This window comes from Chitinophaga polysaccharea, assembly GCF_007829335.1.
In the GTDB taxonomy this organism is placed as follows: Bacteria; Bacteroidota; Bacteroidia; order Chitinophagales; family Chitinophagaceae; genus Chitinophaga; species Chitinophaga polysaccharea_B.
Map to the genome: position 1 here is coordinate 236,433 of NZ_VIWO01000008.1, position 24,821 is coordinate 261,253.

The window sequence follows — 24,821 nt, forward strand, 5'->3', positions numbered from 1 at the left end:
GTTATTGAATTATATTAAAGGACAAATCGTACTCCGAGTTGATAGTTCTGGCCATATACGTCCTTCTGGGAGAGGGTTTCATTGCCTTTTTGCGCAGAGGGGATCAATGCCTGGTTATCCGCCACAGCCTTGATATACACCTGGTAAGGTGTATTCAACAGGTTCTGTATTTTGGCAAATACGACAAAGTGCTTATTCAGTTTCTTCTCTGCAGAGATATCAAACAGGTTCATATCTTTCTGCCAGTAATCCATACCATAATAAGGCGATACCAATACAATACGTTTACCCGTGAACTGCCAGGCCAGCTGCATATCGAGTCCCAGCACAGGATTCTTGTACAGCAGGGATACGTTGGCAATATGTGCAGACTGCCCCTGTAATGGACGTTTTTCCAGTGGCGCCGGATCAATGTAAGTACGGTTAAACGTTTTCAGCTTAGATGTTTCGATAGACGAGTTGGTATATGTATAATTCCCCCGGATACCGAAGTTGCGGATATATTTTTCGTACACCAGCTCAAAACCAAAATTGGTGGCATCGCCGAAGTTACCAGGCTGATATACCAATTGACTTTGTACACCGGTTTGTGAAAACCCATATTCAATCGGGTTTTGAATATTCTTGTAAAAGGCACCTATCAACAGCTGCTCATCTGGCTTAGGGAAGAATTCGTAACGAAAATCGAAGTTATTGGCGGTAGTATGTTTCAACATGGGATTACCTCTTTCATCCCATTCGTCGCCGGTAAAGTTGTAAGGCACAATCTCAAAATAGCCCGGGCGGCTAATGGAACTGAAATAAGACAAACGCAGGTTGGTACGGCTGTTGAGCAGGTATTTCAAATGCACGCTGGGCAGCACATCAGTATAATTAATAGATCCTGTTTTCCCGGCCTGGGTGGGAGGCACATCGGTATCAAACTGCTGGTCCGTATTCTCTACGCGCACCCCTACAATCGCTTCCAGTTTCCGGATGGTAAATTTAACCATGCCATACCCGGCCGCTACATTTTCATCAGCGCGATAGTTATTCGCCTCTGCCGGGGAACCGGCAGGATTAATCACACCCCACTTGAAATGATAAATATCCACCCATTGCTGTAACCCGGAACCATCGGCCACATTGTCCATGTTATAGTTCTGGTAGAAGTTATCCCGGTGCTTGGCCCGGTACATGCCGCCCAATGAAAATTTGAATGGCAGCTCAGCAATAGTAGCATAGTAAGCAGCATTAGCATAACCGGCATAATCACGGTCGTTATTTTTCCACCAGGTACGGTTATAGCGCTGTACAATATTGGGATGCAGGTAGGGATCTTTTTGGGTACCATCAGCGTAAAATCCGCCATCATAGCCATATTCAGTCAGGTCAGGTATGCGATTGGTTGCCTTGGCATATACACCGGACCAGTTTAACTGCAAATGCTGTGATAATAACCAATGCTCCCCTTGCAGGGTAGTGCTGTTGATTGATTGACGCTGGTATTTGGAACGGAACTTATACCACACCTGCCCGGTGCCAGCGCCGGTACGAGGGGTGTATGGTAAGGTATCCCGGCCAATTCGTGCCTGTGCTTCTTCGAGTATGGCCGTGAAAGAATATAAGCTGATTTTATTGTTTTCATTAAAGCGGTAATCCACTTTAGCGTTCAATCCTGTTCGTGTAATAGCCGTAGAGTAATCACGCTGGTAAGCATGCTTGATAAACAGGTAGCCATCAGCATTATCCTTGTCGGTATACTCACCCGGGTTAAAAATGCTGTGATAACCTTTATACGTATGCTGATAAGACGCGCCCAGCATAATACCCAGCTTATTGTTAAAAAACCGGTTACCCACCGACAAGCTACCAATGGCGTTGGGAGTGAAATATTTCTTCGTATAATTCAGGTTATCGCGTGTAAAATCATCTGGCTGCGCCTGGTAATTGGGGCCATGTATTTCATAGGGCGACTGCTTATTGATAGCGCCGGTAGGAAAATAATCGAAAGGGCGTTCCAGCAGTGTTTGGCTGTAGCCAGTAGACAGGCTACCATTCAGGTACAGGTGATCAGGCGCATTCTTCATCACCATATTCACAGTTCCACCAATGGCGTCGCCTTCCATGTCGGGCGTGAGTGTTTTATTTACTTCTACCCTTTCCACCAGATCGGCCGGGAAAATATCCAGCGGCACATACCTGTTCTTGTTATCAGGGCTGGGTATCTTTACGCCATTGATCAAGGTGTAGTTATAGCGCTGGTCCATCCCGCGGATAATGGCGTAGCGGCCATCTCCACTGCTGCTTCTCTCTAATGACACACCAGATACACGCTGCAATACGTTGGCAATAGTAATATCAGGCGATAGTTGTATAGCCTTGGCAGAAACAATGTTCATCACATTACCCGCCAGCATTTCTGCTTTCTTCGCCGCCTGCGATGATTCTGCATTACGTTTGGTATTGATATTGACCGTTTTCAGATCTCTTGCATTGCTGTTTAATACCAGTCCGATAAAGCTATTAGCAATAAGATGTATGGTCGTATCCAGCGTCTGGTATCCCACGTAAGACACCTGCAAATGATAAGTACCCGCAGGTAGTTTATCTATGCTGAATGTACCATCCAGCCTGGCGCCACCGGCACGTTTCAACTCCGCAATACGAATAGTGGCCCCGGGTAATTGTTCTTTGGTTTGTGCATCCAGGATGCTTCCCTTCAGGGTAATGTCAGCCTGTTGGCTGAAGACGGTTGATATACTACAAAAAAGTAAAATGGAGATGAGTATCGTTCTTATCATCCGGTAGAATTTCTGCAAAGGAAATTTGATTTCTTTTCAGATGACAGGGGCTATAATGATATTAATGGAATGGTAATTATAAGGTAATAATTAGTTAATAACCGGCACTCTGAAACCTCATGTAAAACAGGATGGTAAAAGGGCAAGATAACCGTATTAGCAGATAATCTGTAATCATTCTGGAGAGATTCTGTACTGGAAATTCATCAAGTGTTGGGAATATTTTGTTGTAGGCGGTATTTATCAGTAACTATTGATAGGGCGCAACCATTTCCGCAATCTCATACCTGATAAACTCCCAATGCTTTCCTTGTAAACATATTGGGTCAGGCTCATCGTCTGCAAAAGAAAAATCTGTAAAGTTCCGCAGTATAAGAGCAGAGTCATGAGTATGGGGATAACGTTGACGATGAAGATCGAGCATTTACATAGATATCATTTACGATAATGTTCTACTTCTTCCTTTCCATAAAAGCGAGTCAATTCTTTTATTTCTTCCACTGTGCCCCGTTCCAGTACTCGTTGAATGACCCAACGCTTCATTTGAACCCAATCAATTCTATCTACTGTTGTGTCCCAAAATAATACCGGACGGAATTTCGCAAGATCGGGTTTCATCGCTGCATGTTGCCTCGCTTTTTCCTCTTTAATATCATAGTACACTTGTAGGAGGTATTCATTCTCCTTTTTCCCTTTGTGATGGCCCCTAATATTTGCGGATATTCCTGTATAGAAAGCGCAAGGTGAATATGATATCTCTTACAGCACAGGTATTTCAATAACCGTATACTCGTTGTTGCTAAAATGTATGAACAATGGGCTAAGTAGCCGACATAAAAAAAAGTATAAATACGTATTTAAAAACTCACGCACTTATCCCCTTGATAACGAATAATATTAGATAGACATTTGTACCCGGAAGCAAGCGCCGTTATATTCCGGTACGTTCCCCAAAAGAAGACCACCAATACACTCCCCATTGCCCGTTCCCCAAAAGCGCTTGCTTCCTTTTACGGCTCAACAGGCCACACCGTTCAGACTTTTCTCTTCAGGATATATAGTAACACCAACAGGGTAAAATCGCCTACTTTTTCCCTTAAACGCTCCAGGGCGTGATAAATCAGCTTACAGGTACCGGTGATGTTCATGTGCATGATCTCCGCAATCTGCTCGTACGACAGGCCCTCATAGTATTTCAGGAAGGCCGCTTCCCGCTGCCGGTTACTCAGGATACCCATTAAAGTACTGATCTTACTCCGTAAGACGGCCATGCGCTCCTGCCCTACCATAGGGTGTTCCCCGGCTACTTCTACATTAAAGGGAATATGCTCTCCGGCAAACTCTTCTTCATGCCGGCAAGGCACTTCCAGGCGGCGCAACAGGATACGGCGGTAGGAACGGTACAGGTACTGCTTTACCACCAGGGGACTGGTAATTCCTTCCCGGTTCTGCCAAAGCTTGCGGAAAAGGTCTTGCAGGCTCTCTTCTACACAAACATTGTCGGGAGTAAATCTGAATCCATAATTGGAGAGCGGGGTATAATATTGTTCATATAATCCTTCTAATGCTTTTACATCCCCTTCTTTATAAGAGTACCATAGTTCGTTATCATGCATAACGTTGGAGTTAATTGAGGACAACCAAGATACGCCAAAAATCATTGCCGGCAAAATGAAGTATACGGCCGGCTCCCGCTTACGCTTAACGATTCCCCGAAAAAGTTAACTTTTCTTTACCAACTGCAACAACCTCGCTACCATCGCAGCTTTCACCCCTTGCCTGCCCCGAAATCCCCTATTACTATCCTTTTGGTAAGTGGGGACCAAGACAAACTCAGCTATTCCGGTACTATTTTCGCGCCACGGATGCCATCCAATAACATACATGAGATTTATTTGCCAGCTTCTTTCAGGGTTCCTGATTGTCCTCCTGCTTATTGCCGCAGGCAGGCCCAACACCATTATGGCACGTTTGCCAATGACTACCGCAGATACCCTGCCACCCGATACCCTGCCCCGGGCATCGAAAGATAGCATAGATGCACCCATACATTATAAGGCAAAAGACTCTATCGTGATGCTGGTACCCGAGAAACGCATGCTCCTGTATGGTAACACCGACACGAAATACAAAAATACCAGCATCACCGCCGAACGCATGCTGGTAGACCAGCAAACCGGTATGGTAGAAGCCACCAAATGGAAAGATACCACTGGTAAACCCATAGGTCTTCCCGTTATGACCGACAACGGACAGAGCTTCGAATCCGATACCATCCAGTTTAACATCGGTACCCGCAAAGCCAAGATTTACCACACCCGCTCTAAATATGGAGAAGCTTACGTAGGTAGCCAGCAGGCCAAGCACATGGCGGATAATACCATCTTCGGCTTTAAAAATACTTTTACCACCTGCGACCTCGACACACCTCACTTTCAATTCCGCGCCCGGAAAATAAAAATCATCCCCGATAAACTGGTGGTGTCCGGCCCAGCCAACCTGGAAATTGAAGGGATTCCCACTCCCCTCTTTATCCCCTTTGCCATTTTCCCCATTACACAGGGGCAGCGCTCCGGCATCCTGCCTCCACAGTATGTGGTGAACCAACAAAAAGGAATCGGACTGGAAAATGGCGGTTACTACCTCGGCCTGGGCGAGCATTTCGATCTTACGATGCGGGGAGACGTATACTCGTACGGCAGCTGGAGCCTGACGGCCAGTCCCACGTACCGGAAAAGGTACAAGTACAACGGTGGGTTGAACCTCAGCTTTGCCAATACCCGCTTTGGCGATCCGGCGGTAAAGTCGGAGTTCAGCACCTCCAAAGATTTCCGGGTTACCTGGAATCATAGCATGGACAGCAAAGCCCGCCCTGGTGTTAACTTTGGCGCCGCCGTTAACTTTGGTACTTCATCTTATAACCGCTATAACGTATACGACTATAACACACGTGTAAATAACAATATCGGATCTTCCATCACCTTCTCCAAAAGCTGGATAGGCAAGCCTTATAACCTGACGATGGGGTTGAACCATTCGCAGAACCTGAGCACCCGCGATGTGTCGATTTCCTTCCCGGACGCGACCTTCACGGTAAATACCATCTATCCTTTTCAGCCGAAGGAAATGGCAGGCAAGCCTAAGTGGTATGAGAAAATAGGGATTTCCTACAATGGTGTACTGCGCAACCAGGCCAACTTCAAGGATTCGCTGTTTGGTAAACAGGCCATGCTGGATGCCATGCAAACGGGAATGCAGCATAGTGTGCCTATCTCTTTTTCTATCCCGGTGTTTAAAACATTTACTTTATCGCCGGGGATTAACTATTCAGAATACTGGTACACCAAGAAATTTATCCGTAACTGGAATCCCAACAAACCTAACCTGGGCACGGGCGACAAGGGCGCCCTGGATACTACTTACCAGGCCGGCTTCTTCACCGCACGCGACGTAAGCACCAGCATGTCGTTGTCGACCGCCCTGTATGGCATGTACACGTTTAACAAACATTCCAAAATAAAGGCCATCCGCCATGTAATGCGTCCTACGTTGGGCATGAGCTACCGCCCGGATTTGTCCGGTAGTTATTACCGCCTGGTACAGTATAATAAGGCGGGAGATAAAACCTTAATGTCTGACTTCGATGGAGCGATTATAGGCGGACCATCTGCCGGTACCTTTGGCGGTATCAACTTCGGGTTGGACAATAACCTGGAGATGAAGGTATTTTCCCGGAAAGACACCACCGGCAACCACGAGAAGAAAGTCAAATTGTTGGATGGTTTCGGTATCAATGGTAACTACAACCTGGTAGCCGACTCCTTTAAACTATCGACTTTCGCCATTTACGCCCGTACCAACCTGTTTGATAAACTGAACATCTCCGCGAGCGGTAACCTGGATCCTTATCAAACCGATGCCCGCGGCCGCCGGATCGATAAGCTCATCTGGCAGCAGGGCAAGATCAGCCTGGGGCGTTTAACCAACGCCAGCATCTCCCTGAGTACCTCCTTTCAATCGAAGGACAAAAAAGGCAATGCCAAAACGCAAACGATGGACTCTATCCAAAATGCGCAAAGCAAGGATGCTGCGTTTGCCGCACAACAGCGGCAGCTGGCTATGGTGCGTGCTAATCCCGGTGAGTACGTGGACTTTGATATTCCGTGGCGTATAGATCTCTCCTATAGCCTCGCCTATACCAACACCATTATTCCCGATTCCGGTGGCGTGGTAAAAAGAGTGACCCAGTATATCAGTTTCAACGGCGATTTTAGTCTCACGCCCAAATGGAAGATAGGTTTGAACAGTGGTTTTGACTTCACCAATATGCAGATCGCTTATACGAACATGTATATCTCGCGGGACCTGCACGACTTTAATTTATCCATCAACCTTATTCCATTTGGCACCTTCCGCCAGTTCAGCTTCACCATTGCCGCCAAGGCCAGTATCCTGAAAGACCTGCGGCTCAATCGGAGCCGGCAATTTTATGACCAGTAGCCGGGCTTAGAACGCAGTATCCAAAATACTTTCCAGGATGGCTACCGCTGCCCGCAGCTCCCTGTTATTAAGGGAGGCAAAGCCAAAGCGCAGCCCGTTCACGGATTTGCCGCCATAGTGATACTGCTCTCCCGACGACATACGTAGTCCTTTGCCCCGGGCTTTTTCCGCCAGTTTAATTAAGGATATTTTGGGAGAGAAGCGCAACCAGATGGCCATTCCGCCGGCAGGCGGCGTAAAAGTGACGGCCTTCCCTAATCGTTGCTGTAGTAATTCGCAGAGCAGATCGCGCCGCTCCCGGTATATTTTATTGGATTTTTTCAGATGCCTGGCTATGGTGCCATCGGCCAGCAGGTTGGCCAGTGCCTGCTCTGCCAGGTTATCGCCCCGCAGGTCCATGAGCCGGCGTAACTCTGCCGAAGCGGCGACAAAACTGGCCGGGGCTATCATAAAACCAATACGGATGGATAAGCCCAGCGACTTGGTAAAAGAACCGATGTAAATGACATTGCCGCCATGATCGGCGCTGGCCAGCGGTAATATGGGCGCAGAGCTGTAATGGAAGTCATAATCATAATCGTCTTCGATCACCGGCAGTTTATATTTACGGATAATCTCCAGCAGCTTCATCCTCCGTGCGGCACTCAGCGTTACTGTGGTGGGATGATGGTGATGTGTGATCAGGTACAACATCCGGATCTTCTTCTGACTGCACAGCGTTTCAATGACATCTACATCAATTCCTTCCCCATCTACCGGCACTCGCAGCAAACGTGCACCCAGCTGCTCAAAGCACAGGTCAGCGAAAAAATAATTCGGGCTACCTACAATCACATAGTCGCCGGGCTTAATGATCATGGCGGCCGCCAGGTATATGGCCATCTGCGCGCCACGGGTAATCATCACATGATCGGCGGTGATATTAAGGCCGCGGGTATTGCTGAGATACTTCACCATTTCCTTCCGTAAGGCCGTAGTACCCGCCGCCTCGCCATACATCAACAGTTTGTGATAACGGGCGCTTTCTATTACCGAGCGGCATTCCCGTACCCAGTCCGTCAGAGGGGCCAGGCGTACATCAGGGAAACCATCGTTGATAACCAGCGGCATGCTGGCATCGGGGTAAGGCGCCATCACCGGCGCTGCCGGCGGCGTATGAAAGGAGAAAGCGGTGGCTTCGCCATAGGGTTGCAATACCTTCCGGAAGCTGCGGGGCCGGATCACCGGCAGGTTGGTAGCCACCATCATGCCTTTGCGGGGCACCGCCTCCAGCCAGTCCTGGCTGATCAGTTCCTCATATGCCGCAATCACCGTTTTGCGGTGCAGGTCCAGCTGCAACGCCAGCACCCTGCTGCCGGGCAGAAAAGATCCCGGCTTCAGGATACCTTCCTGTATCAGGCCTATCAACCTGTTGGCAATTTGCTGGTACACCGGCAATTTCAGCGATTTATCTGTTCGAATGAGCGTTTTAAATGGAAGCATCTGGACTACCTATCAATTGTTATGTGGACTACTAAGATACTCCAGCCATCGCTAATTTTACACTATAATTTTAACGACGATGAAAGAACGTTTTTTAATGAAAGAGATAGATCCCGCGGCGTATACCGCTATGCTGGGATTGGAAAAATACCTGACAGGTACCGGCATATCCCCGCTTCACCAGGAAATGATCCGCGTAAGAGCTTCCCAGTTGAATGGCTGCGCCTTTTGCATTAACCAACATACACAGGATGCCCGTAAAGCCGGTGAAACCGAACAGCGTTTATACCTGCTCAGCGCCTGGAAGGAATCGCCGCAGTTCACCCCGGCGGAAAGAATTATCCTGGCTATGACGGAGGAAATCACGTTTATCAGCCGCGAAGGACTTACGGAAACCACCTACCAGCAAGCGTTAAAGGAATTTGGTTTAAAAGGTTCTTCTGAGCTGATCATGGCTATCAATATCATCAACGCCTGGAACCGCATTGGTATTTCCACCCACCGGGTACCGGGTCAATAAAATAAAAACACGATGACGCCGATTATCAAAACTGCCCAAACAGATGCCGAGCTACTGGCCTGTAGTGACGTAATGTTGTTCCTGCGTCCACACCTGCAGAAAGAAAATCTGCTGGCGCAGCTGCGGGATATGCAACAGGAAGACTACCGCATTGTTTATATCGCCGACCCGGAAGATGCTTCCAGAGTAGTGGCCTTTGCGGGTTTCCGTCACATGCATAAATTATTTAGTGGTAAAACAATTTATATAGATGATCTGGCCTGTTTGCCTGCTTACCAGGGACGGGGCTATGCAGCGAAGCTGCTGGATCATGTAAAGGAGCTGGCTAAAAAGGAAGGGTTACAGGCTGTACAACTCGATTCCGGTCACGGGCTGTTTCCGGCGCATCGCTTGTACCATCGCCAGGGATTTTGTATCTCTGCCCATCACTTTACACAGAAATTGTAAGGCTTAGCGTATAACCGTTACCGGTATCTGCGGGCAGGTACCGGAACGGTTATTGTTTCTTTGCCTGTACGTTCAATATAACCGTCAGCTTATCATCAATGGCATTATCCGGGCCTACCTGAAAATCTTTGCGGTTAATCACAAACTGCCCATTGAACTGGCAGCCGCCTGCCGTCATATTGGTGGTAAACGGGAAGCTGATGGTTTTGGTAATTCCTTTAATGGTTAAGGCGCCGGTAAACTGGTAAGTGTTAGGTTTCCCTGTTGCGGTAACGGAAGTCGATACCAGCTTCATTACCGGGAATTTAACGGTATTAAAATATTTTTCCGCCATCAGGTCCCGGTCGCGTTTTCCGATGCCTGTATTAATCGTATTCACCGCTACCGTTGCTTCTATGGCCGTTTCTTTCAGCTTTTCCGGATCAAAATGTATGTTACCCTTTAAGCCGGTAAAATAACCCGTTACCGTACTACTGAAAATAAGGTGATTCACAATGGTAAACTTCACCTTAGATCCTTCATCTACCGGCACATAATGCTGCGCCAAAAGGTGCATACTGCCTAGTAGTAACAGGCCAGACAACAGGAGGCGGGAAATAAATGCGGGCGTTTTCATACTACAAAGTTGACCAATTACCCTGGTATTGCCAAATCACAAAACCAGCAGATTTCCTTTACAATAGTTAACGAAATCGCCCGGCAAAACAGGCGGCGCCTTATTTCCTTTCCGCCACAGACTTCAACCCTGCCAGGATATTTTTCCAGTTTTCTTTCGAATGATCACAGGCTTCCTGGTTTTCGAAGTTTGCCTGGGAAACGGTGAACCGGGTATCATTATGGCCATTGGCGGCAAGCTCGTACACAATAACGGCATAATTATCCGGTATATCTTCTTTCCCGGTGCTCAGGTAACTGTATGACAGTTTTTTTTCTTTCTCCACCTCCAGCACCAGGCCTTTTTCTTCATAGCGTTTCCCATCCCATTCGCCCGACCAGGTAACGCGGCTACCGGTTTGCCAGTTGCTGTCCACATCTGTTCCGAAAAAATATTCTTTGATCAACGTCTTATTGGTGATGGCTTCCCATACACGGGAGGCAGGGGCGTTAATGTGGATGGATTCCGATAATTGCAATTGCTTATCCATAATAATGTGTTTTTGTTATTACAATATTAGGAGGTCCTGAGTTTGAAGGATTGCATTTTACGGATTAATTCTAATCGAATTGGGAGTAACGCCAAATCTTTTCTTAAATGCATTATTGAAATGCTGCGGACTGGCATATCCCAGCTCATAAGCTATTTCAGCGGATGTTTTTTGGGTATCAAGGAGATATTGATTGGCGAGCTGCAAGCGTTGCCCCGTAAGGTATTCAAATACCGTGGTGTTGAATGTTTCTTTGAAGCCCCGTTTTAGTTTGTATTCATTCAGCCCTACCAGCTGTGCTATTTCACTCAATCCCGGGGGATTGCTCAGGCGTTCGTTGATCAGGTCGCGCACCGCGATAATCTTCTCTTTATCTGTTTTATTTTTAATGATGCCATTCTTTTTATCTACCCCGTAATTATAGGCTTCCGCAGACAGCACCAGCAATTCAATACTTTTCGATAACAGGAATAATTTCTTTAACTGATCTGCATAACGGCAGTTCAGTATTTGTCCGATTACCTGCTGGATACCGGCGTCAATGCCGCCCCAGCTCTCCGACAGCAGCACGCTGTTGCCGGCCAATACCTGTTCACAAAACCGTTGCAGGTGGTCATTACCATGTTGGGTAAAAGAGATAAACAGCTCCCGGGGAAAATCAATGCCAAACGTTTCTATGGTAGAAGCTTTCGGCATCACGGTCATATCCAGCCCATTGGAATACATGATATTATGATGGCCGCCCACCAGGTCGAAAGAACGATTGAGCTGCCGGTAGGCAAATGCGTAATCGCCTTTCAGCCCGAAGTGAAGCCGTACCACATCCCGGTCGTTACTGGCATCAAACCCGCCGGGTTTATCGAAATGGCTGATGGTATGGGTCAGCCTGATTTCATCACAAAGCCAGTCTGTAATGGTAGTGATACCATTGGGTGTGGTTAGCTGTCGTTGATTTTGCGGTGCCGTCATAAGTGAGATAAAATTACGAATAATACCTACCTTTAAAAAAGGCCCGGGAGAGATATCTTCTTTGAAAACTACAAGTATTACTGTTGATTTTACAATTTCATCCTTCCATACTTGCCTATTTTTGCTATATCAGATCATTATTCATAAAGGAAAAATATCTTATGAAGTACAGAACACTAGGAACTACAGATGTACAGTTGTCTGCCATTGGACTGGGCTGTATGGGTATGAGCCACGCCTACGGTGTACCCGATGATACAGAGTCGATTGCCACCCTGGAAAAAGCCATTGAAATTGGCATCAATTTCTGGGATACCGCCGATGTATATGGCGCAGGAAAAAATGAAGAGCTGATTGCAAAGGTCCTAAAACCCAACCGGGATAAAGTTTTCATTGCTACCAAGTTTGGATTTGGATACGATGCCAACACAGGTGTGAGTGGATTTAACGGTTCGCCCGCCTATATGAGAAAAGCCGTGGAAGCCAGTTTAAAGCGCCTGCAAACGGATGTTATCGATTTATACTATGCCCATCGTATTGATCCGAATGTGCCCGTGGAAGAGATGGTAGGTGCTATGGCCGAGCTGGTAAAAGAAGGGAAGGTGCGTTACCTGGGACTATCGGAGGCCTCTGCCAATACCCTGCGCAAAGCTTATGCGGTACATCCTATCAGCGCCTTACAAAGTGAATACTCCCTTCTCACCAGGGACGTGGAAAAAGATATACTCCCTACTTGTAAAGAGCTGGGAATAACCTTCGTTCCCTTCAGTCCTCTGGCCCGTGGCCTCGTAAGCGCCGACCTGGATGTGAGCAAACTGGCAGATGATGATTTCAGGAAACTGCTACCCCGCTACCAGGAAGAATATGCAGAAAACAACCGTAAACTGGTAGCCGGATTTGCGGAGCTGGCCGCCGGTAAAAACTGTACAGCAGCACAATTAGCCATTGCCTGGGTACTGGCACAGGGCGATAATATCATCCCTATTCCCGGCACCAAGCGAAGAAAATACCTGCTCGACAATGCAGGAGCGGTAGATGTACAGTTAACGGCCGCCGACCTGGAAAACCTGGAAGCACTGCTCCGGAAATATCCTCATACCGGCGACCGGTATACCGAACAAATGAATCGACTGGTCGATAAAAGTTAAGGACGCCAGAAAGGATATAAGGCCGTTTCTACATGCGCCTCTTTCATAATAGCCGCCATTTTCGCCGTAATATCGGGGTGATGGGCGGCTATATTATTTGTTTCCGCCGGGTCTTTAGATAAGTCGTATAGCTCCACCGGACCATCGGGATGCTGTTGTGCCTTTTGGCGTACCGCCTTCCAGTTACCCTGGCGAACGGCCTGCCGCCCACCGTCTTCATGAAACTCCCAATAGAGATAATTATGTTGTTGCTGTCCCTTACCTCCTGTCAATGCAGGCAATAACGATACGCCGTCCGTGCCTGGCACAACAGGCGCCTTAGCCACCTGGGCCAGTGTAGGCATAATATCCCAGAAGGCTCCCTGGAAATTATTGGTGCTACCGGCTTTTATTTTACCCGGCCAGCGCGCAATAAAAGGTTCCCGGATACCTCCTTCATACAAATCGCGTTTGACACCTCTCAAACCGCCGGCACTATTGAAGAAAGCAGGATCGGCGCCTCCTTCGGTATGTGGACCATTATCGCTGGTGAAAATAACGAGGGTGTTTCTATCCAGTCCCAATGCTTTTAATCGTTCCATTACCTGGCCTACGTAGTTATCCAGGCGGGTAACCATGGTAGCAAAGGTTGCATGCGGATATTGCTGGGAAGCATAGCCCGGTACGGTAGCTCCGGGGCCGTAATCGTTGCCTTTATAGGGCTTTTCAGCATATCTCCCCTTAAAATGCCGGAAAAGGCTGTCATCCGGCACTTGCAGTTCAGCGTGAGGTAATGTATAGGTGAGATACAGGAAAAACGGCTGATGCTGGTGGTCTTCCAGGAAGCGAAGTGCCTGCGCTTGTATCAGGTCGGGGGCATAGGTTTTCATTTGCGCCAGCTGCCCGTTTTTTTCCAGTACTACTTTCTGGTCATTATCCCAGAGGTGGGTAGGAAAATAGCGGTGAGATTCCCGCTGGCAGTTGTAACCATAAAACCGGTCTGTGCCATGTTTCAGCGGATCGCCGGAAGAACCCACCGGGCCTAGTCCCCATTTACCGAAAATACCGGTGGCATATCCTGCCTGCTTCAATACTTCCATTACCGTTACAACGGTATCGGCTATAGGCTGTTGCCCTTCGGGCTGTATTTCTTTATTTCCGCGGATGTAGGTGTGCCCGGTATGCAGGCCGGTAATCAGCGAGGCGCGGGAAGGCGCACATACCGACGTGCCGGCATAAAATTGGGTGAACCGCATGCCCTGCTTTGCCAGCTGATCAATGTGAGGCGTACTGAACTTTTGTTGTCCGTAGACACTCAAATCTCCATAGCCCATATCATCGGCCAGTATAAATACGATGTTAGGAGTAGCTGCCGGCTTTTGCTGCCCCAGCGCCGTAGAAGCGGTTAAAAGCGCCAGCCCTGCAGCCGGCGCCCATTTGCGGATAAATTTCATGTTCATAGTTCTCACTGCTTAGATGGCCATATTTACGCCACCCTGTCAAAATACAAAGTATTCTTGTTCTTTCACAACAAGGACGCAGCGCAGGAACTGGCAGTGAGCTGTATAAATAATTCTTCCAGGCTTTGTTGGCCGGTATGCGGAACTCCTTCGTACAACAACCGGCCTTTCTGGATAATGGCCACCTGGGAAGCCATTTTCTCTACTTCTCCCTGGAGGGGCCGTAAAGTTTAGAGCGTAAATACTTTACCGCCTACCATTACTTCCTGGGTGGCTTCATCGAAAGTAGCTTTCATGCCGGTGCGATAGGCGGCATTGCCCATGATGAGGGCAATAGAGTGCGAGTATGCTGCTTCAATGGGTGCATTGGGTTGCTTACGTTCACGTACACACGACATCCAGTTGCGTACATGTGCATTGGTGAGCGAATCGCCGCCGGTGTTGGCGCTGGTAGTGGCAGCATCTTCGTTGCTCAGCGTAACGTTGGGCAGCAGGTTGGCATGCAGGCCCATTTCCTGGGCTTCTTTTTCCGTGAGTCCGCCGGTTGGGCTGATCTTATTGGTAGACATATCAATAGTGCCACCGTTGGAATAATAAATCTCCTTCGTACCACCGGCAGAGTTGTGGAAACGGCTGCTGTACATTACCTGGAATCCGTTGTTGGGATCATTTTCCGGGCCATAGTCAAAAACCGCGGTGAGGGTGTCGGCATTCTTGCGTCCGTCTTTCCACATGTAGATGCCACCGTTGGCGACTGCACTGCGGGGGTGTTTCAGGCCGCTGAACCAGTGAACGGTGTCGATCTGATGTGTCATCCACTGGCCGAAGATACCGGAAGAATAGGGCCAGAAGAGGCGGAATTCCAGGTATTTCCGGGGATCCCAGGTATCATGCGGGCGTCCTGCCAGGAAGCGTTTCCAGTCGGTATCCGATTCGCGGATCGACTTCACCAGTTCCGGGCGGCGCCAGCGGCCGGGCTGATTTACGTTCCAGGTCATTTCCACCATGGTGATGGGCCCGAACTTGCCTTGCTGGATAAAGTCGGCAGCGGCATGATAGCTGGGACCACTGCGACGCTGGGTGCCCACCTGCATAATGCGACCGGATGCTTTCACCGCTTTCAGCGCGTTACGTGCTTCTTCCATGGTTTCAGCAAATGGCTTCTCGCTATATACATCACATTTATTCTTTACTGCTTCAATGGTATGGTAGGCATGCTGAAAATCGGCCGAGGCAATGAATACGGCATCGAGATCTTTGACATTGTATAATTCATCGTTATTCACACAGGCTTGTACACTATGCCCTGTTTTATGCTCCAGGAAAGCTTTTCCTTCTTCCCGGCGGCGGTTCCAGATATCAGATACCGCCATGAGGTCGAAGTTGAGTTCTTTGTTGTTATTAAAAAAAGAGGGCAGCAGCGCCTGCCGGGCCCTGTCAGAAAATCCGACCAGGCCTACATTAACACGATCGTTGGCGCCCATAATGCGGGCGTAGCTGCTGGCAGGCATGCCCATAGCGCTGAGGGTAATACCGGCGCCGGCCAGTAAGGATTGTTGCAGGAATTCCCGTCTTGTTTTTTTTGATGCAGACATATGAGATAGATTTCAGTTTTTATTGAGTGGTCCAGGCTTCGGTGAGTTGCTGATGTAAATATTCGTAGGCAGGCTTGTACTGCCTGGCGGGGTCCTCCCAGCGGCATTCCATCATGATATGCCCGTTGAAACCAATCTTATGCAGGGCGGCCAGGTAAGGACGGAAATCGTCGCCTGCCAGTCCCGGCGGGGTTCTCTTTTCCCGCTCTGCAATATGGCAATGCACCAGTATCCCCTTTGCTTTTTCGATGCTCTCCGGCGATTCATGCTCCCGCAGCATATGATAAATGTCTGCCGTGAGCCGGAAGTTAGGGTGAGCGATGGCGCGTACAATATCGTTGCCCTCTGCCAGGGTGTTGACAAAATTAGTTTCGGAAGTATTCAGGTTTTCCATGGCAATTACCACGTCATATTTTGCGGCTATGATGGCCATTTTTCGACCCAGTACTACAAACTGTTGCACTACCTTTTTGCGGTCGGCGCCATCGGGTATTTTGCGGGCTTCGCCACTTCCCAATACGATAAGTTTTATCCCTGCTATTTTTGCGCGGCGCATAACGGCGTCTACATATCCCAATACCCTGCGCTCATCTACTGAGTCGCCGGTAAGCCGGATATTCCCCGGGATGAATACATTGCAGCTTTCAATCTTACAGCGGCTACGGCGGATAGCTTGCAGTTGTTCGTTGAACTGGCCCTCGCTCAGGGCGGGAGCAAGTATCTTGCGGACGGCTTCTTCCAGGAAGGTAAAACCGTTGGCAGATGCCAGGCTGTCGTTGGTATAAGACGAGCAGATGCCGATGGCCGGAAGCGTTTGTGCATTCGATTGCAAAAGCGGGCTTAAAAACAGGGAAAAAAGCAGTAGCAGCCTTATTTTCATAACGATGGATGGATTTAATGTGGAAATCGGAATGCTTTAAGATAATATCTAATTCCGGAAAAACAAAATAAAAGGGGGGAGTGGATTAAACTCAAATATTTTAGAAATTCTTCCGAAGGAAATAATTTCCATAATCATCCGGCATGGAGGCAATGGTGGAGTATCATAATACCGCCGATACTGTTTAACCGAAGCCTCATCAGAAGCTCTAACCTCTTCCGACCGCCCTCAAAACAAATTAAATTATCAACTATATTTGCCTGCACTATCAACCCTGCGTATGGACCCACTATTCACCTTTCACATCAGGATCATTAACCAGGTATTTGAGCTGGATAAAAAAACAGCTGCCAAACCAGAGCTGGCATCCCTGCAACGTAATATCGACCGCATTAAGCAGCACTTTGAAGAAGCAGGCTACACTATCCTGAACCCACTGGGTGAGCCCTATCGCGAAACCAGGGTAGATTATGAAGCCAGTATTACGGGCGACCTGTCGGACAACATGGAAATCGTTAACGTCATTAAACCGGTGGTTTACTATACCGCCGATGGTCATAAATCCATTTTACAAAAAGGGGTGGTAATGCCGCAGCAAAATAAACGATGAACAATCAAATTAATTTCGGCATAGACCTGGGAACCACCAACTCGCTGATCGGAAAATTTCAGCAGGGAGCGGTAGAGATCTTCAAAAATCCCTTCGGACAAAAGGAAACATTACCCAGCGTGGTAGCCTTCCGGAAAGATCGCATCATTGTAGGTGATAAGGCCCGGGAACTCATTGAAAAAGATCCTGAAAATGTATTCTCTTCCTTCAAACGGAAAATGGGTACTTCTGAATCTTTCTTTGTACCCAATACAGGCGATTTTAAAACACCGGTGGAACTATCCGCCATTGTACTGCGCGAACTCAAGAACTTTATTTATACCGGCGAAAAACCGGAAGCGGTAGTCATCACCATCCCCGCTTCCTTCGATACTATCCAGTCCAACGCTACCAAGAAAGCCGGCAACGACGCCGGTTTTAGTGAGGTACTGTTGCTACAGGAACCTATTGCCGCCAGCCTGGCATTTGCCAATAAGCAAGCCAACGCCAGCAGCCTGCAGGGACAATGGCTGGTATACGACCTCGGTGGTGGTACCTTTGATGTAGCCCTCGTAAAAATTGTAGATGGAGAAATGAGGGTCATAGACCATGAGGGAGATAACTACCTGGGCGGCGTGGATTTCGACATCGCAGTGATCGAACAACTGGTAGTACCACAACTCCAGCAACAATACGCTTTACCCGACCTGCTCACCGCGCTGCGCAGCGCCCGCGGAAAATATAACACCCTGTATCACATTCTCCTGAAAAAGGCAGAAGAAGTAAAAATACAATTGACCAACAGCCCCTCGGCAGAAATGGAATTCTCCTTCGACACCGGCAACGGCGAGGAAGAAGTCTATCTTACCGTTACCCGCGAACAGTTTGAACGGGTCATCTACAACCAGGTACAGTACTCTATCGACCTGGTTCGCAAAATACTGGAACGCAACCAGCTCAGCGCTGCCAACCTGGAAGAAGTAGTGATGATCGGAGGCAGTACCTATATTCCACTGGTAAAGCAACAGGTAGCTGCCCAACTGGGCATACCTGTTAATTGCAGTGTGGACCCTACTACGGCCGTTGCAACAGGTGCGGCATGGTATGCAGGCACCCGTACTATATCGGCCTCAAAATCGCCTGAAAAGAAGCCTGTTGCGGAAGGTACACCCGACATACATTTCCGCACTGCCTACCAAAAAAATACCGCCGACCAGGAAGAATACTTTACAGCAGTAGTAACCGGCCCGGTGGGCGGGCTGAGCTACCGCATTGTGCGCACCGATGGTGGCTACGACAGCGGCATCAAAGCACTACAGGAACGTATTTCCGAAATGCTGCTCCTGGCGCCTAACAGCAACAACATTTTCAACATCCTGGTATTTGATGCCCAACACAACGAAATATCACTCTCTACTCCCATTATTGAAATCACACAGGGGAAGTTCAATATACACGGACAACCACTGCCCAACGATATCTGTATAGAAATAGATGACCCGGAAAACAATACCACTAAACTGGAACTCATCTTCGAAAAAAATGCGATCCTCCCCCTGCGGAAAACCATTGTAAAAGAAATAACGAAAACCATTCTCCGCACCGGCGAAGACAGCCTGTTGATCAATGTGCTGGAAGGCAGTCGCTATGCCATCCCAGGCAGCTGCGTACCACTGGGCATGATTGAAATAAAAAACACGGATCTCATCACCGACCTCGTAAAGGGCTCCGATGTAGAGATCACCCTGCAAATCAGCGAAAGCAGGGACCTGTCTGTGAAGGCGGTACTGCTCATGAATGAGCAGGAGTTTTCAGAAGTCTTTAATCCGCTGGTAAGGAAAATCAATACGGGCAAGCTACTCAACGATATCCGCCAACTGAGGCAGCAAGCCGCCGTCAAACTAAAATCATTCAACGCCAGCGAACAATATGAGCTGGCAGCCACCATCCAGAACATTCAACAGGAACTGGATTATATCAGTCACCGCCTGGAAATACTCAGCGCGGATGATATCACCGACGAAAAATATCAGCTGGAAGAAAAGAAACGTAAGCTGTCGCAACAGCTGGATAGCACCGGGAAAGAGCAACAGATACTGGACATTACTTCCCGTTATTTCCAGCAAAAAGAAAACTGCCAGCACTACATCCAGGAAGAAAATGACAGCAACCGCCAGCAACGCTTTGAAAAAATAATCGCCGATGAAAGCAGTTTCCTGTCCTCCCGCAGCTACTATACCATCAAAGCTAAAATAGATGAACTGAATGAACTCAGCTGGGAAATCAGGCGGCATAAGCCCGAAACCTGGATCAGCGCCTATTACTATTACGCCAATATAGACACCAACTCCTTTACAGACCCGCAAACAGCGGCCCGTTTTAAAGAGATCGGTGAAAAAGCGCTGGAAAGGAAAAATTATGATGAACTGAAAGTAGCCGTCAATCAACTGTACAACCTGATGCCCGACACCCGCAAAGCCGATGATCAGCTGAAAGGCACCGGCATCAGTTAACTTAATCGCCCAGGTACAGGGTGATTCCCGGAGCGGTGGGTCCCGGCAGATTCAGAACCAACCGGTTGCTTTCATCCAGGATTTCTACCGCCAGGTTGTCCCGGCTGGTACTACGCCATTCCTGTGGATCCAATACAATGGTTAGATTGGCCTGCAAAAGCAACTCATTAGCCTGATGATAGTCTTTCGTAAAAAAGCCTTTCGTACGGTAGGCGGTACTGTCGCCCAAGGGCTTGTCGGCCTGCATCGCACTACTCCACTGTGTACCGGCATAAAAAAACACCCTTGATACCGCAGGCAGTGTCAGCACAACACTATCACCCGGCGATATAAAACAGGAATAAAACGAATCCCGTGCCTGCACCAATGCAATCACTGCTGCCGGTGTTTTATTGGAAAGACGTAAATGCTGTGCAAACTCCCAGTCCGCCGCCCGGGCATTAGCATCCAAAGTATCCTGCAATTCAAAACTATCTTCCGTGCCAACAATCCCCAGGGCATGTGGTATCTGGCGTATACCTGCCATAAAATCGGCGCCGTATACGTCATCTCCTGTTTTAGGCACTACCTGTTTACCAGTTGCCACCCCTCCTACCAGCTTTCCTGTGATGGCATTCGATAACTGCGATAATAGATAATTCATATGCACCGCCGTACGGCTATTTGCCAGGTAACTTTTTTCATCAGTACCCTTGCCGTTACGGCTTCTGTCGGAAAGAACCGCATTAAAAATCAGGATGATAGCCAGAGGTACCACCAGCATGATAAATACACCTCCTGTCTTCCCATGTAGCCGGGAATATAAAGACATGATTCCTTTTCCATTCCCGACGGCCGGATGTTGCTTTTTCCATACCAGTAACTCCTTTTTACGTATCCCACCCCGCTCCTGCACATAGTCGCTGGTTTGCAGCTGCGCTAGCGAGTCCAATACAGCAATGCCCCGCTTAAAATAAGTATCATAAATCGATAAGGCGAGGTTGATCAAACCGATACCATAGTCACTTCTGAATACCTGGAATTCCGCCGGCAGGCTGTTCAGCTGTTGTATCCATCCGGGGTCGAAAAACTGTTCAAACTGCCTGTGGGGAAGCGTTTGCTTTGCCCGTAATTTTTCAATCACAATGCCCAGTTTCTCCTCTTCTACTTTCAGGCAACGATGTATTTGCCGGTAGCAGGTAGTTTGAGCCGGCCCGTCCAACAATAGTGGATTCGCAAATAGTTGCTGCGTAATCATCCCCTTCCGCCGTTGCAGGCTATCGATCACCGCCGTGGTAAACAATGGTTCGTAATAAGGTACTATAAAAGCCAGGAAGTTGGGATCACTATACGTTTTAAATGCCCCGGTCAGCACACCTGTTTCCAGGAAATGCAATAAATGCTGGTCGGCCGCTATCTGTTGATGCCAACTTAATTCCCGGGAATCCTGCAGTCTATCAAAAAATACCAGCAGGTCATTTTTAGTAAATAGTTGTCCATGGATATTAAGCACCCTGCTGTCTGACAGCTCAATTTCTGCCAGCATTTTTTTCCGGAGAAGGGATAACGCAGCGGTATCCGTGATCGCTACAGGCGCCCCATTCATTTTCTCCAGGAAGACAATCGGGTTAAGGTATTTCATCAGGAAGCAAAATAGTAAAAAAACAGCTCTCATTCGCCTTCATACATCTCCATACCATTGGAATTATCCGACAATTGCTTTAGCTGCAAACGCTGTCCCTGGAATAGCCGTACTTCTATGGGGATATAACGGTTGGAAGTTTTCCAATACGTGGTATCCAGGTTAAATTGTAAGCAGGAGCGGCGCAAAAATGTGGAAGAGTTATACAGCGATAAAACAAAGCTGCCTCTCAGGTGGTAAGCCGGCACTTTCTCCATTCCTTTCCTGACCGTCCGCTGCGGGTCCCAGCCGGTGCCTACGTAAAAATAAATCCTGCTGAGCGATAAAGGCAGGGGCAGGAACACACTATCGCCTTCTGCAACGTATCGCGAATAAAATGAATCGGGTGTTTGTACCAGGGCCACTATACCTGACAAGCTAACCCGGTTGAACACGCATACACTTTGCCGGTGTTGCGGATCCTGGTAAGCCATGTCACTGTCTTCCGGCAGCTGGGTAAGATTATGGTCAAACGCCGGCAATACAAAGGTAGCTCCCTCATTTCCCTGCCTCCTCACCGCGTCCATAAATGCAGGGCCATAAGGATCGTCGCCTGTTTGAATACTGTCTGCCATGCGTTCTTCGAGGGGCAGTTTGGCTTTCCGGGCTTCCTTTTCCAATGCAGCCACTACATATTTCATGGTATGATACGTGCGACTGCCATCAAAATCGCTGCTTTGCTCAAAAGTGGCAATATCGGGCGGTAATTTACGTGGCTTTTCAAATAGGGCGCCCAGCACAAAAATCAATACGATCAATACCAGGACGCCAATCTTAATGCCCCATTCCGTCGGTTTACCCATCTGCCCTAATTTGCGACCCAGCCAGGAATCCAGTATAAATCCCCAGGTAACGCTCTTGCCTGCCTTTTCCTCCACCTGCGGCAGGTACATGGCCAGCTGTTCCTGTACATAAGTAATGGTTTTCAACGAACTCACTTCATGCAGGATCTCCGCTGCCGCCGTGCTCCTGTTTAGACGATTAAGCAATAGCGCGAAATTGATCATCAGGATACCATAATCGCTCCTGAACTCCTGGAAGTTGCCAGGCAAGGCATTTAGCAGCTGTACCTGGATATGGTCGAGATAAGGTAATACTGTCTTCCAGTTATACCGGTTGTTTTTTTCGAGGATTGCCTTGGCCTGTTCTACTTGTTGATACTGTTCCCGTAGCAGATGGAAAATGCTATCGAAGCTGGTTTTCATATACTCCGCATCAAGGAGCAGGGGATTGGCAAACAGATATTGCAGGGTAACTACCTCCCGCTGTTTGATGCTGTCCAACACGGCAGTGGTGAACAAAGGTCCATAAAAGGGGGCTATAAATGCCAGGAATGCCTCGTCTTTATAGAGTGGGGTATCGATGAATAGTGCTGTGATTCTGCCCGTTTCCAGGAAGTTAGTTAACACCGGGTCTGCTTTAATCTGTTGGTAATAACTAAATTGGGCAGGAGATTGTACACAGTCGAATAGCTGCAATAAGTCGTTCTTATTCAACCACTCACCTGCTACCTGTAATACCTGTCCTTCTGACAACGCCAGTTCTGCCAGCATTTTTTTCCGGAGAAGGGTCACCGCTGCATTATCTGACATATCGAGGGCCGCCCCATTCATTTTCTCCAGCCAGGTAATGGGATTCAGGTATTTCATACCTTTCTAAGTTACGAAAAATAACGCGGCTCAGGAAGAAAAAAAAGGACTTATTACTATCTCAAACGGCTATACGTAGTGGGTTAAAAGAGGTCTTTTAATACGGTATTGGCGGCATGATATCCACACATGCCATGCACGCCGCCGCCGGGAGGCGTAGCAGAAGAACAGATATAGATTCCTTTGGCAGCCGTACGATAGGGCGACCATCGCAGGGCTGGCCGGGTATATAGTTGCCGGATATCCAGGATACCTCCATTGATATCGCCGCCTACATAATTGGGATTGTAGCTTTCCAGCTGTTGCGCCGTAAAAGTATGCCGCGCCAGGATCAAATCACGGAAGCCCGGGGCAAACCGTTCCACCTGTTTTTCTATGGCGGCTGTCATATCGGTGGTAGATCCGTTGGGTACATGACAATACCCCCAGGCGGTATGCTGGCCGGCAGGAGCCCGTTGATCAAACAAACTTTGTTGTGCCAGCAATACAAAAGGCGCTTCATTGTACTCGCCCTGGTAGGCCCGCTGCTCCGACAAGGCAATTTCAGCATAGGTGCCGCCCAGGTGTACGGTCACGGCTTTCCGGCAGGCTTCCGCCGTAAACGGGATAGGCCCGCTCAGAGCCCAGTCCACTTTAAATGCACCGGGGCCGTAACGATAACGTTGCAGCTGCTGCCGGTAATGCGGTGTAAACTGGTTGCCCGCAATCTGCAATAATTGTTTAGGTGTGAGGTCAAACAGCACCGCATGATGCGAGGGCAGCTGCGCCAGCGAACTAACATGTACGCCTGTTTGAATTTCGCCGCCCAGCGATTCGAAATGATGCAGGAGCGCATTGCCGATCGCCCGCGAACCGCCTTTGGGAATGGGCCATCCATGACGATGCCCCGCTGCTGCGAGTACCATACCTACCGCTGCTGTAGTGAGATTAGTAAGCGGTTGAATGCTATGGCCGGCGATACCGGCCCATAAACCTTTGGCCGCCGGCGTAACAAATCGCCTGGCAATGGCATCCGCAGAGCGCAAGGCATGTACGCCAAACCGGGCCATGATCAGGGGATGATTGGGAAAGGAAAATGGACCCAGGCTGTCTCCTGCTATCTCTTCCCAATGTGCCGCCACCGGCGCTATCAGGCTACGATAAGCGGGGCCGTCGCCCCTCAGTGCGTCGGCTGTTTCATCAATGGAACGCGACAAAAAAGCCGCCGTGCCATCATCAAATGGATGCGCCATCGCCAGCGGCGAATGAATAAATTCCAGTCCGTATTTTGCCAGCGGCAACTGCGACAGGTAGGGAGAGCCCAACGCCATGGGATGTACCGCCGCACATACATCATGTAAAAAGCCCGGTAAGGTAAGCTCCTGTGTACGCATACCACCGCCAATAGTATCCCGCGATTCCAGCAGCAATACCGACAGCCCCTGCTGTTGCAGCCTGATGGCGGCACACAGACCATTAGGCCCTGAACCTACTACAATGGCATCGTAATCTTTCTTCTCCAT

General features: G+C 48.6%; 20 protein-coding genes. 6 read left to right on the forward strand and 14 right to left on the reverse strand.

The annotated features are described in order from the left end of the window. Positions 1-14 precede the first annotated feature (14 nt). The 3 genes from FHW36_RS24490 to FHW36_RS24500 form a co-directional block, all read right to left on the reverse strand. On the reverse strand, positions 15-2,783 hold the full coding sequence (locus FHW36_RS24490; RefSeq protein WP_145673060.1) for a TonB-dependent receptor: 2,769 nt from the start codon (positions 2,781-2,783) through the stop codon (positions 15-17). A gap of 435 nt (positions 2,784-3,218) precedes the next feature. After that, positions 3,219-3,446: a DUF6922 domain-containing protein gene (locus FHW36_RS24495; RefSeq protein WP_145673061.1), complete on the reverse strand. Its 228-nt coding sequence runs from the start codon at positions 3,444-3,446 to the stop codon at positions 3,219-3,221. Positions 3,447-3,817: 371 nt separating this feature from the next. Further along, a complete protein-coding gene (locus FHW36_RS24500) occupies positions 3,818-4,399 on the reverse strand; it encodes an RNA polymerase sigma factor (RefSeq protein WP_186452583.1) in 582 nt (193 codons plus the stop codon). Positions 4,400-4,667: 268 nt separating this feature from the next. Here FHW36_RS24500 and FHW36_RS24505 point away from each other — a divergent pair, with 268 nt between their 5' ends. Continuing rightward, a complete protein-coding gene (locus FHW36_RS24505; RefSeq protein ID WP_145673064.1) occupies positions 4,668-7,283 on the forward strand; it encodes a putative LPS assembly protein LptD in 2,616 nt (871 codons plus the stop codon). A 6-nt stretch (positions 7,284-7,289) separates the two neighbouring features. Here FHW36_RS24505 and pdxR read toward each other — a convergent pair whose 3' ends face one another. Next, positions 7,290-8,765 (reverse strand): MocR-like pyridoxine biosynthesis transcription factor PdxR, encoded by a 1,476-nt coding sequence (pdxR, locus tag FHW36_RS24510; RefSeq protein WP_145673065.1) that lies wholly within the window; start codon positions 8,763-8,765, stop codon positions 7,290-7,292. 79 nt (positions 8,766-8,844) lie between these two features. Between pdxR and FHW36_RS24515 the strand changes: the two genes are divergently transcribed. Next, complete coding sequence (locus FHW36_RS24515) at positions 8,845-9,285, forward strand: carboxymuconolactone decarboxylase family protein (RefSeq protein WP_145673066.1); 441 nt, start codon at positions 8,845-8,847, stop codon at positions 9,283-9,285. A 12-nt stretch (positions 9,286-9,297) separates the two neighbouring features. Further along, positions 9,298-9,732 carry a GNAT family N-acetyltransferase gene (locus tag FHW36_RS24520; RefSeq protein ID WP_145673067.1) on the forward strand — a complete coding sequence of 145 codons (435 nt, stop codon included), beginning with the start codon at positions 9,298-9,300 and terminating at the stop codon, positions 9,730-9,732. 49 nt (positions 9,733-9,781) lie between these two features. Here FHW36_RS24520 and FHW36_RS24525 read toward each other — a convergent pair whose 3' ends face one another. From FHW36_RS24525 to FHW36_RS24535, 3 genes are all read right to left on the reverse strand, one after another. Beyond that, positions 9,782-10,348: a YceI family protein gene (locus FHW36_RS24525; RefSeq protein ID WP_145673069.1), complete on the reverse strand. Its 567-nt coding sequence runs from the start codon at positions 10,346-10,348 to the stop codon at positions 9,782-9,784. A gap of 100 nt (positions 10,349-10,448) precedes the next feature. Continuing rightward, positions 10,449-10,877: an SRPBCC domain-containing protein gene (locus tag FHW36_RS24530; RefSeq protein ID WP_145673071.1), complete on the reverse strand. Its 429-nt coding sequence runs from the start codon at positions 10,875-10,877 to the stop codon at positions 10,449-10,451. 57 nt (positions 10,878-10,934) lie between these two features. Next, entirely contained in the window at positions 10,935-11,846 is a 912-nt protein-coding gene (locus tag FHW36_RS24535; protein WP_145673073.1) for a helix-turn-helix domain-containing protein, read from the reverse strand. Between the two features lie 161 nt (positions 11,847-12,007). Here FHW36_RS24535 and FHW36_RS24540 point away from each other — a divergent pair, with 161 nt between their 5' ends. Next, positions 12,008-12,994, forward strand: a complete 987-nt coding sequence (locus tag FHW36_RS24540) for an aldo/keto reductase (protein ID WP_145673075.1) — start codon at positions 12,008-12,010, stop codon at positions 12,992-12,994. On the opposite strand, the gene FHW36_RS24545 is transcribed toward FHW36_RS24540, so the two are convergent. The 4 genes from FHW36_RS24545 to FHW36_RS24555 form a co-directional block, all read right to left on the reverse strand. After that, a complete protein-coding gene (locus FHW36_RS24545) occupies positions 12,991-14,433 on the reverse strand; it encodes an arylsulfatase (protein WP_222429166.1) in 1,443 nt (480 codons plus the stop codon). The two genes, FHW36_RS24540 and FHW36_RS24545, sit on opposite strands and share 4 nt — an antisense overlap. A gap of 65 nt (positions 14,434-14,498) precedes the next feature. Further along, positions 14,499-14,630, reverse strand: a complete 132-nt coding sequence (locus FHW36_RS30980; protein WP_262713402.1) for a hypothetical protein — start codon at positions 14,628-14,630, stop codon at positions 14,499-14,501. A gap of 33 nt (positions 14,631-14,663) precedes the next feature. Further along, entirely contained in the window at positions 14,664-16,028 is a 1,365-nt protein-coding gene (locus FHW36_RS24550) for a Gfo/Idh/MocA family protein (RefSeq protein ID WP_145673076.1), read from the reverse strand. A gap of 19 nt (positions 16,029-16,047) precedes the next feature. Then, positions 16,048-16,908 carry a sugar phosphate isomerase/epimerase family protein gene (locus tag FHW36_RS24555; protein WP_145673078.1) on the reverse strand — a complete coding sequence of 287 codons (861 nt, stop codon included), beginning with the start codon at positions 16,906-16,908 and terminating at the stop codon, positions 16,048-16,050. Between the two features lie 280 nt (positions 16,909-17,188). On the opposite strand from FHW36_RS24555, the gene FHW36_RS24560 reads away from it, so the two are divergent. Together FHW36_RS24560 and FHW36_RS24565 are read left to right on the forward strand one after the other, a co-directional pair. Next, on the forward strand, positions 17,189-17,518 hold the full coding sequence (locus tag FHW36_RS24560; RefSeq protein WP_186452584.1) for a hypothetical protein: 330 nt from the start codon (positions 17,189-17,191) through the stop codon (positions 17,516-17,518). After that, on the forward strand, positions 17,515-20,010 hold the full coding sequence (locus tag FHW36_RS24565; RefSeq protein ID WP_145673080.1) for an Hsp70 family protein: 2,496 nt from the start codon (positions 17,515-17,517) through the stop codon (positions 20,008-20,010). Before FHW36_RS24560 ends, FHW36_RS24565 begins: the two co-directional genes overlap by 4 nt. A gap of 1 nt (position 20,011) precedes the next feature. Here the strand turns inward: FHW36_RS24565 and FHW36_RS30605 are convergent, their stop codons facing one another. The 3 genes from FHW36_RS30605 to FHW36_RS24580 form a co-directional block, all read right to left on the reverse strand. After that, positions 20,012-21,631: a hypothetical protein gene (locus tag FHW36_RS30605; protein WP_186452585.1), complete on the reverse strand. Its 1,620-nt coding sequence runs from the start codon at positions 21,629-21,631 to the stop codon at positions 20,012-20,014. A 29-nt stretch (positions 21,632-21,660) separates the two neighbouring features. Continuing rightward, a complete protein-coding gene (locus FHW36_RS24575; RefSeq protein WP_145673081.1) occupies positions 21,661-23,319 on the reverse strand; it encodes a hypothetical protein in 1,659 nt (552 codons plus the stop codon). An 83-nt stretch (positions 23,320-23,402) separates the two neighbouring features. After that, positions 23,403-24,821, reverse strand: a complete 1,419-nt coding sequence (locus FHW36_RS24580; protein WP_145673082.1) for a phytoene desaturase family protein — start codon at positions 24,819-24,821, stop codon at positions 23,403-23,405.

Coding starts and splice junctions, on each gene's coding strand:
- FHW36_RS24490 (WP_145673060.1), bottom strand. CDS start 2,783: ATGATAAGAACGATACTCATCTCCATTTTACTTTTTTGTAGTATATCA.
- FHW36_RS24500 (WP_186452583.1), bottom strand. CDS start 4,399: ATGCATGATAACGAACTATGGTACTCTTATAAAGAAGGGGATGTAAAA.
- FHW36_RS24505 (WP_145673064.1), top strand. CDS start 4,668: ATGAGATTTATTTGCCAGCTTCTTTCAGGGTTCCTGATTGTCCTCCTG.
- pdxR (WP_145673065.1), bottom strand. CDS start 8,765: ATGCTTCCATTTAAAACGCTCATTCGAACAGATAAATCGCTGAAATTG.
- FHW36_RS24515 (WP_145673066.1), top strand. CDS start 8,845: ATGAAAGAACGTTTTTTAATGAAAGAGATAGATCCCGCGGCGTATACC.
- FHW36_RS24520 (WP_145673067.1), top strand. CDS start 9,298: ATGACGCCGATTATCAAAACTGCCCAAACAGATGCCGAGCTACTGGCC.
- FHW36_RS24525 (WP_145673069.1), bottom strand. CDS start 10,348: ATGAAAACGCCCGCATTTATTTCCCGCCTCCTGTTGTCTGGCCTGTTA.
- FHW36_RS24530 (WP_145673071.1), bottom strand. CDS start 10,877: ATGGATAAGCAATTGCAATTATCGGAATCCATCCACATTAACGCCCCT.
- FHW36_RS24535 (WP_145673073.1), bottom strand. CDS start 11,846: ATGACGGCACCGCAAAATCAACGACAGCTAACCACACCCAATGGTATC.
- FHW36_RS24540 (WP_145673075.1), top strand. CDS start 12,008: ATGAAGTACAGAACACTAGGAACTACAGATGTACAGTTGTCTGCCATT.
- FHW36_RS24545 (WP_222429166.1), bottom strand. CDS start 14,433: ATGAACATGAAATTTATCCGCAAATGGGCGCCGGCTGCAGGGCTGGCG.
- FHW36_RS30980 (WP_262713402.1), bottom strand. CDS start 14,630: ATGGCTTCCCAGGTGGCCATTATCCAGAAAGGCCGGTTGTTGTACGAA.
- FHW36_RS24550 (WP_145673076.1), bottom strand. CDS start 16,028: ATGTCTGCATCAAAAAAAACAAGACGGGAATTCCTGCAACAATCCTTA.
- FHW36_RS24555 (WP_145673078.1), bottom strand. CDS start 16,908: ATGAAAATAAGGCTGCTACTGCTTTTTTCCCTGTTTTTAAGCCCGCTT.
- FHW36_RS24560 (WP_186452584.1), top strand. CDS start 17,189: ATGGACCCACTATTCACCTTTCACATCAGGATCATTAACCAGGTATTT.
- FHW36_RS24565 (WP_145673080.1), top strand. CDS start 17,515: ATGAACAATCAAATTAATTTCGGCATAGACCTGGGAACCACCAACTCG.
- FHW36_RS30605 (WP_186452585.1), bottom strand. CDS start 21,631: ATGAAATACCTTAACCCGATTGTCTTCCTGGAGAAAATGAATGGGGCG.
- FHW36_RS24575 (WP_145673081.1), bottom strand. CDS start 23,319: ATGAAATACCTGAATCCCATTACCTGGCTGGAGAAAATGAATGGGGCG.
- FHW36_RS24580 (WP_145673082.1), bottom strand. CDS start 24,821: ATGGAGAAGAAAGATTACGATGCCATTGTAGTAGGTTCAGGGCCTAAT.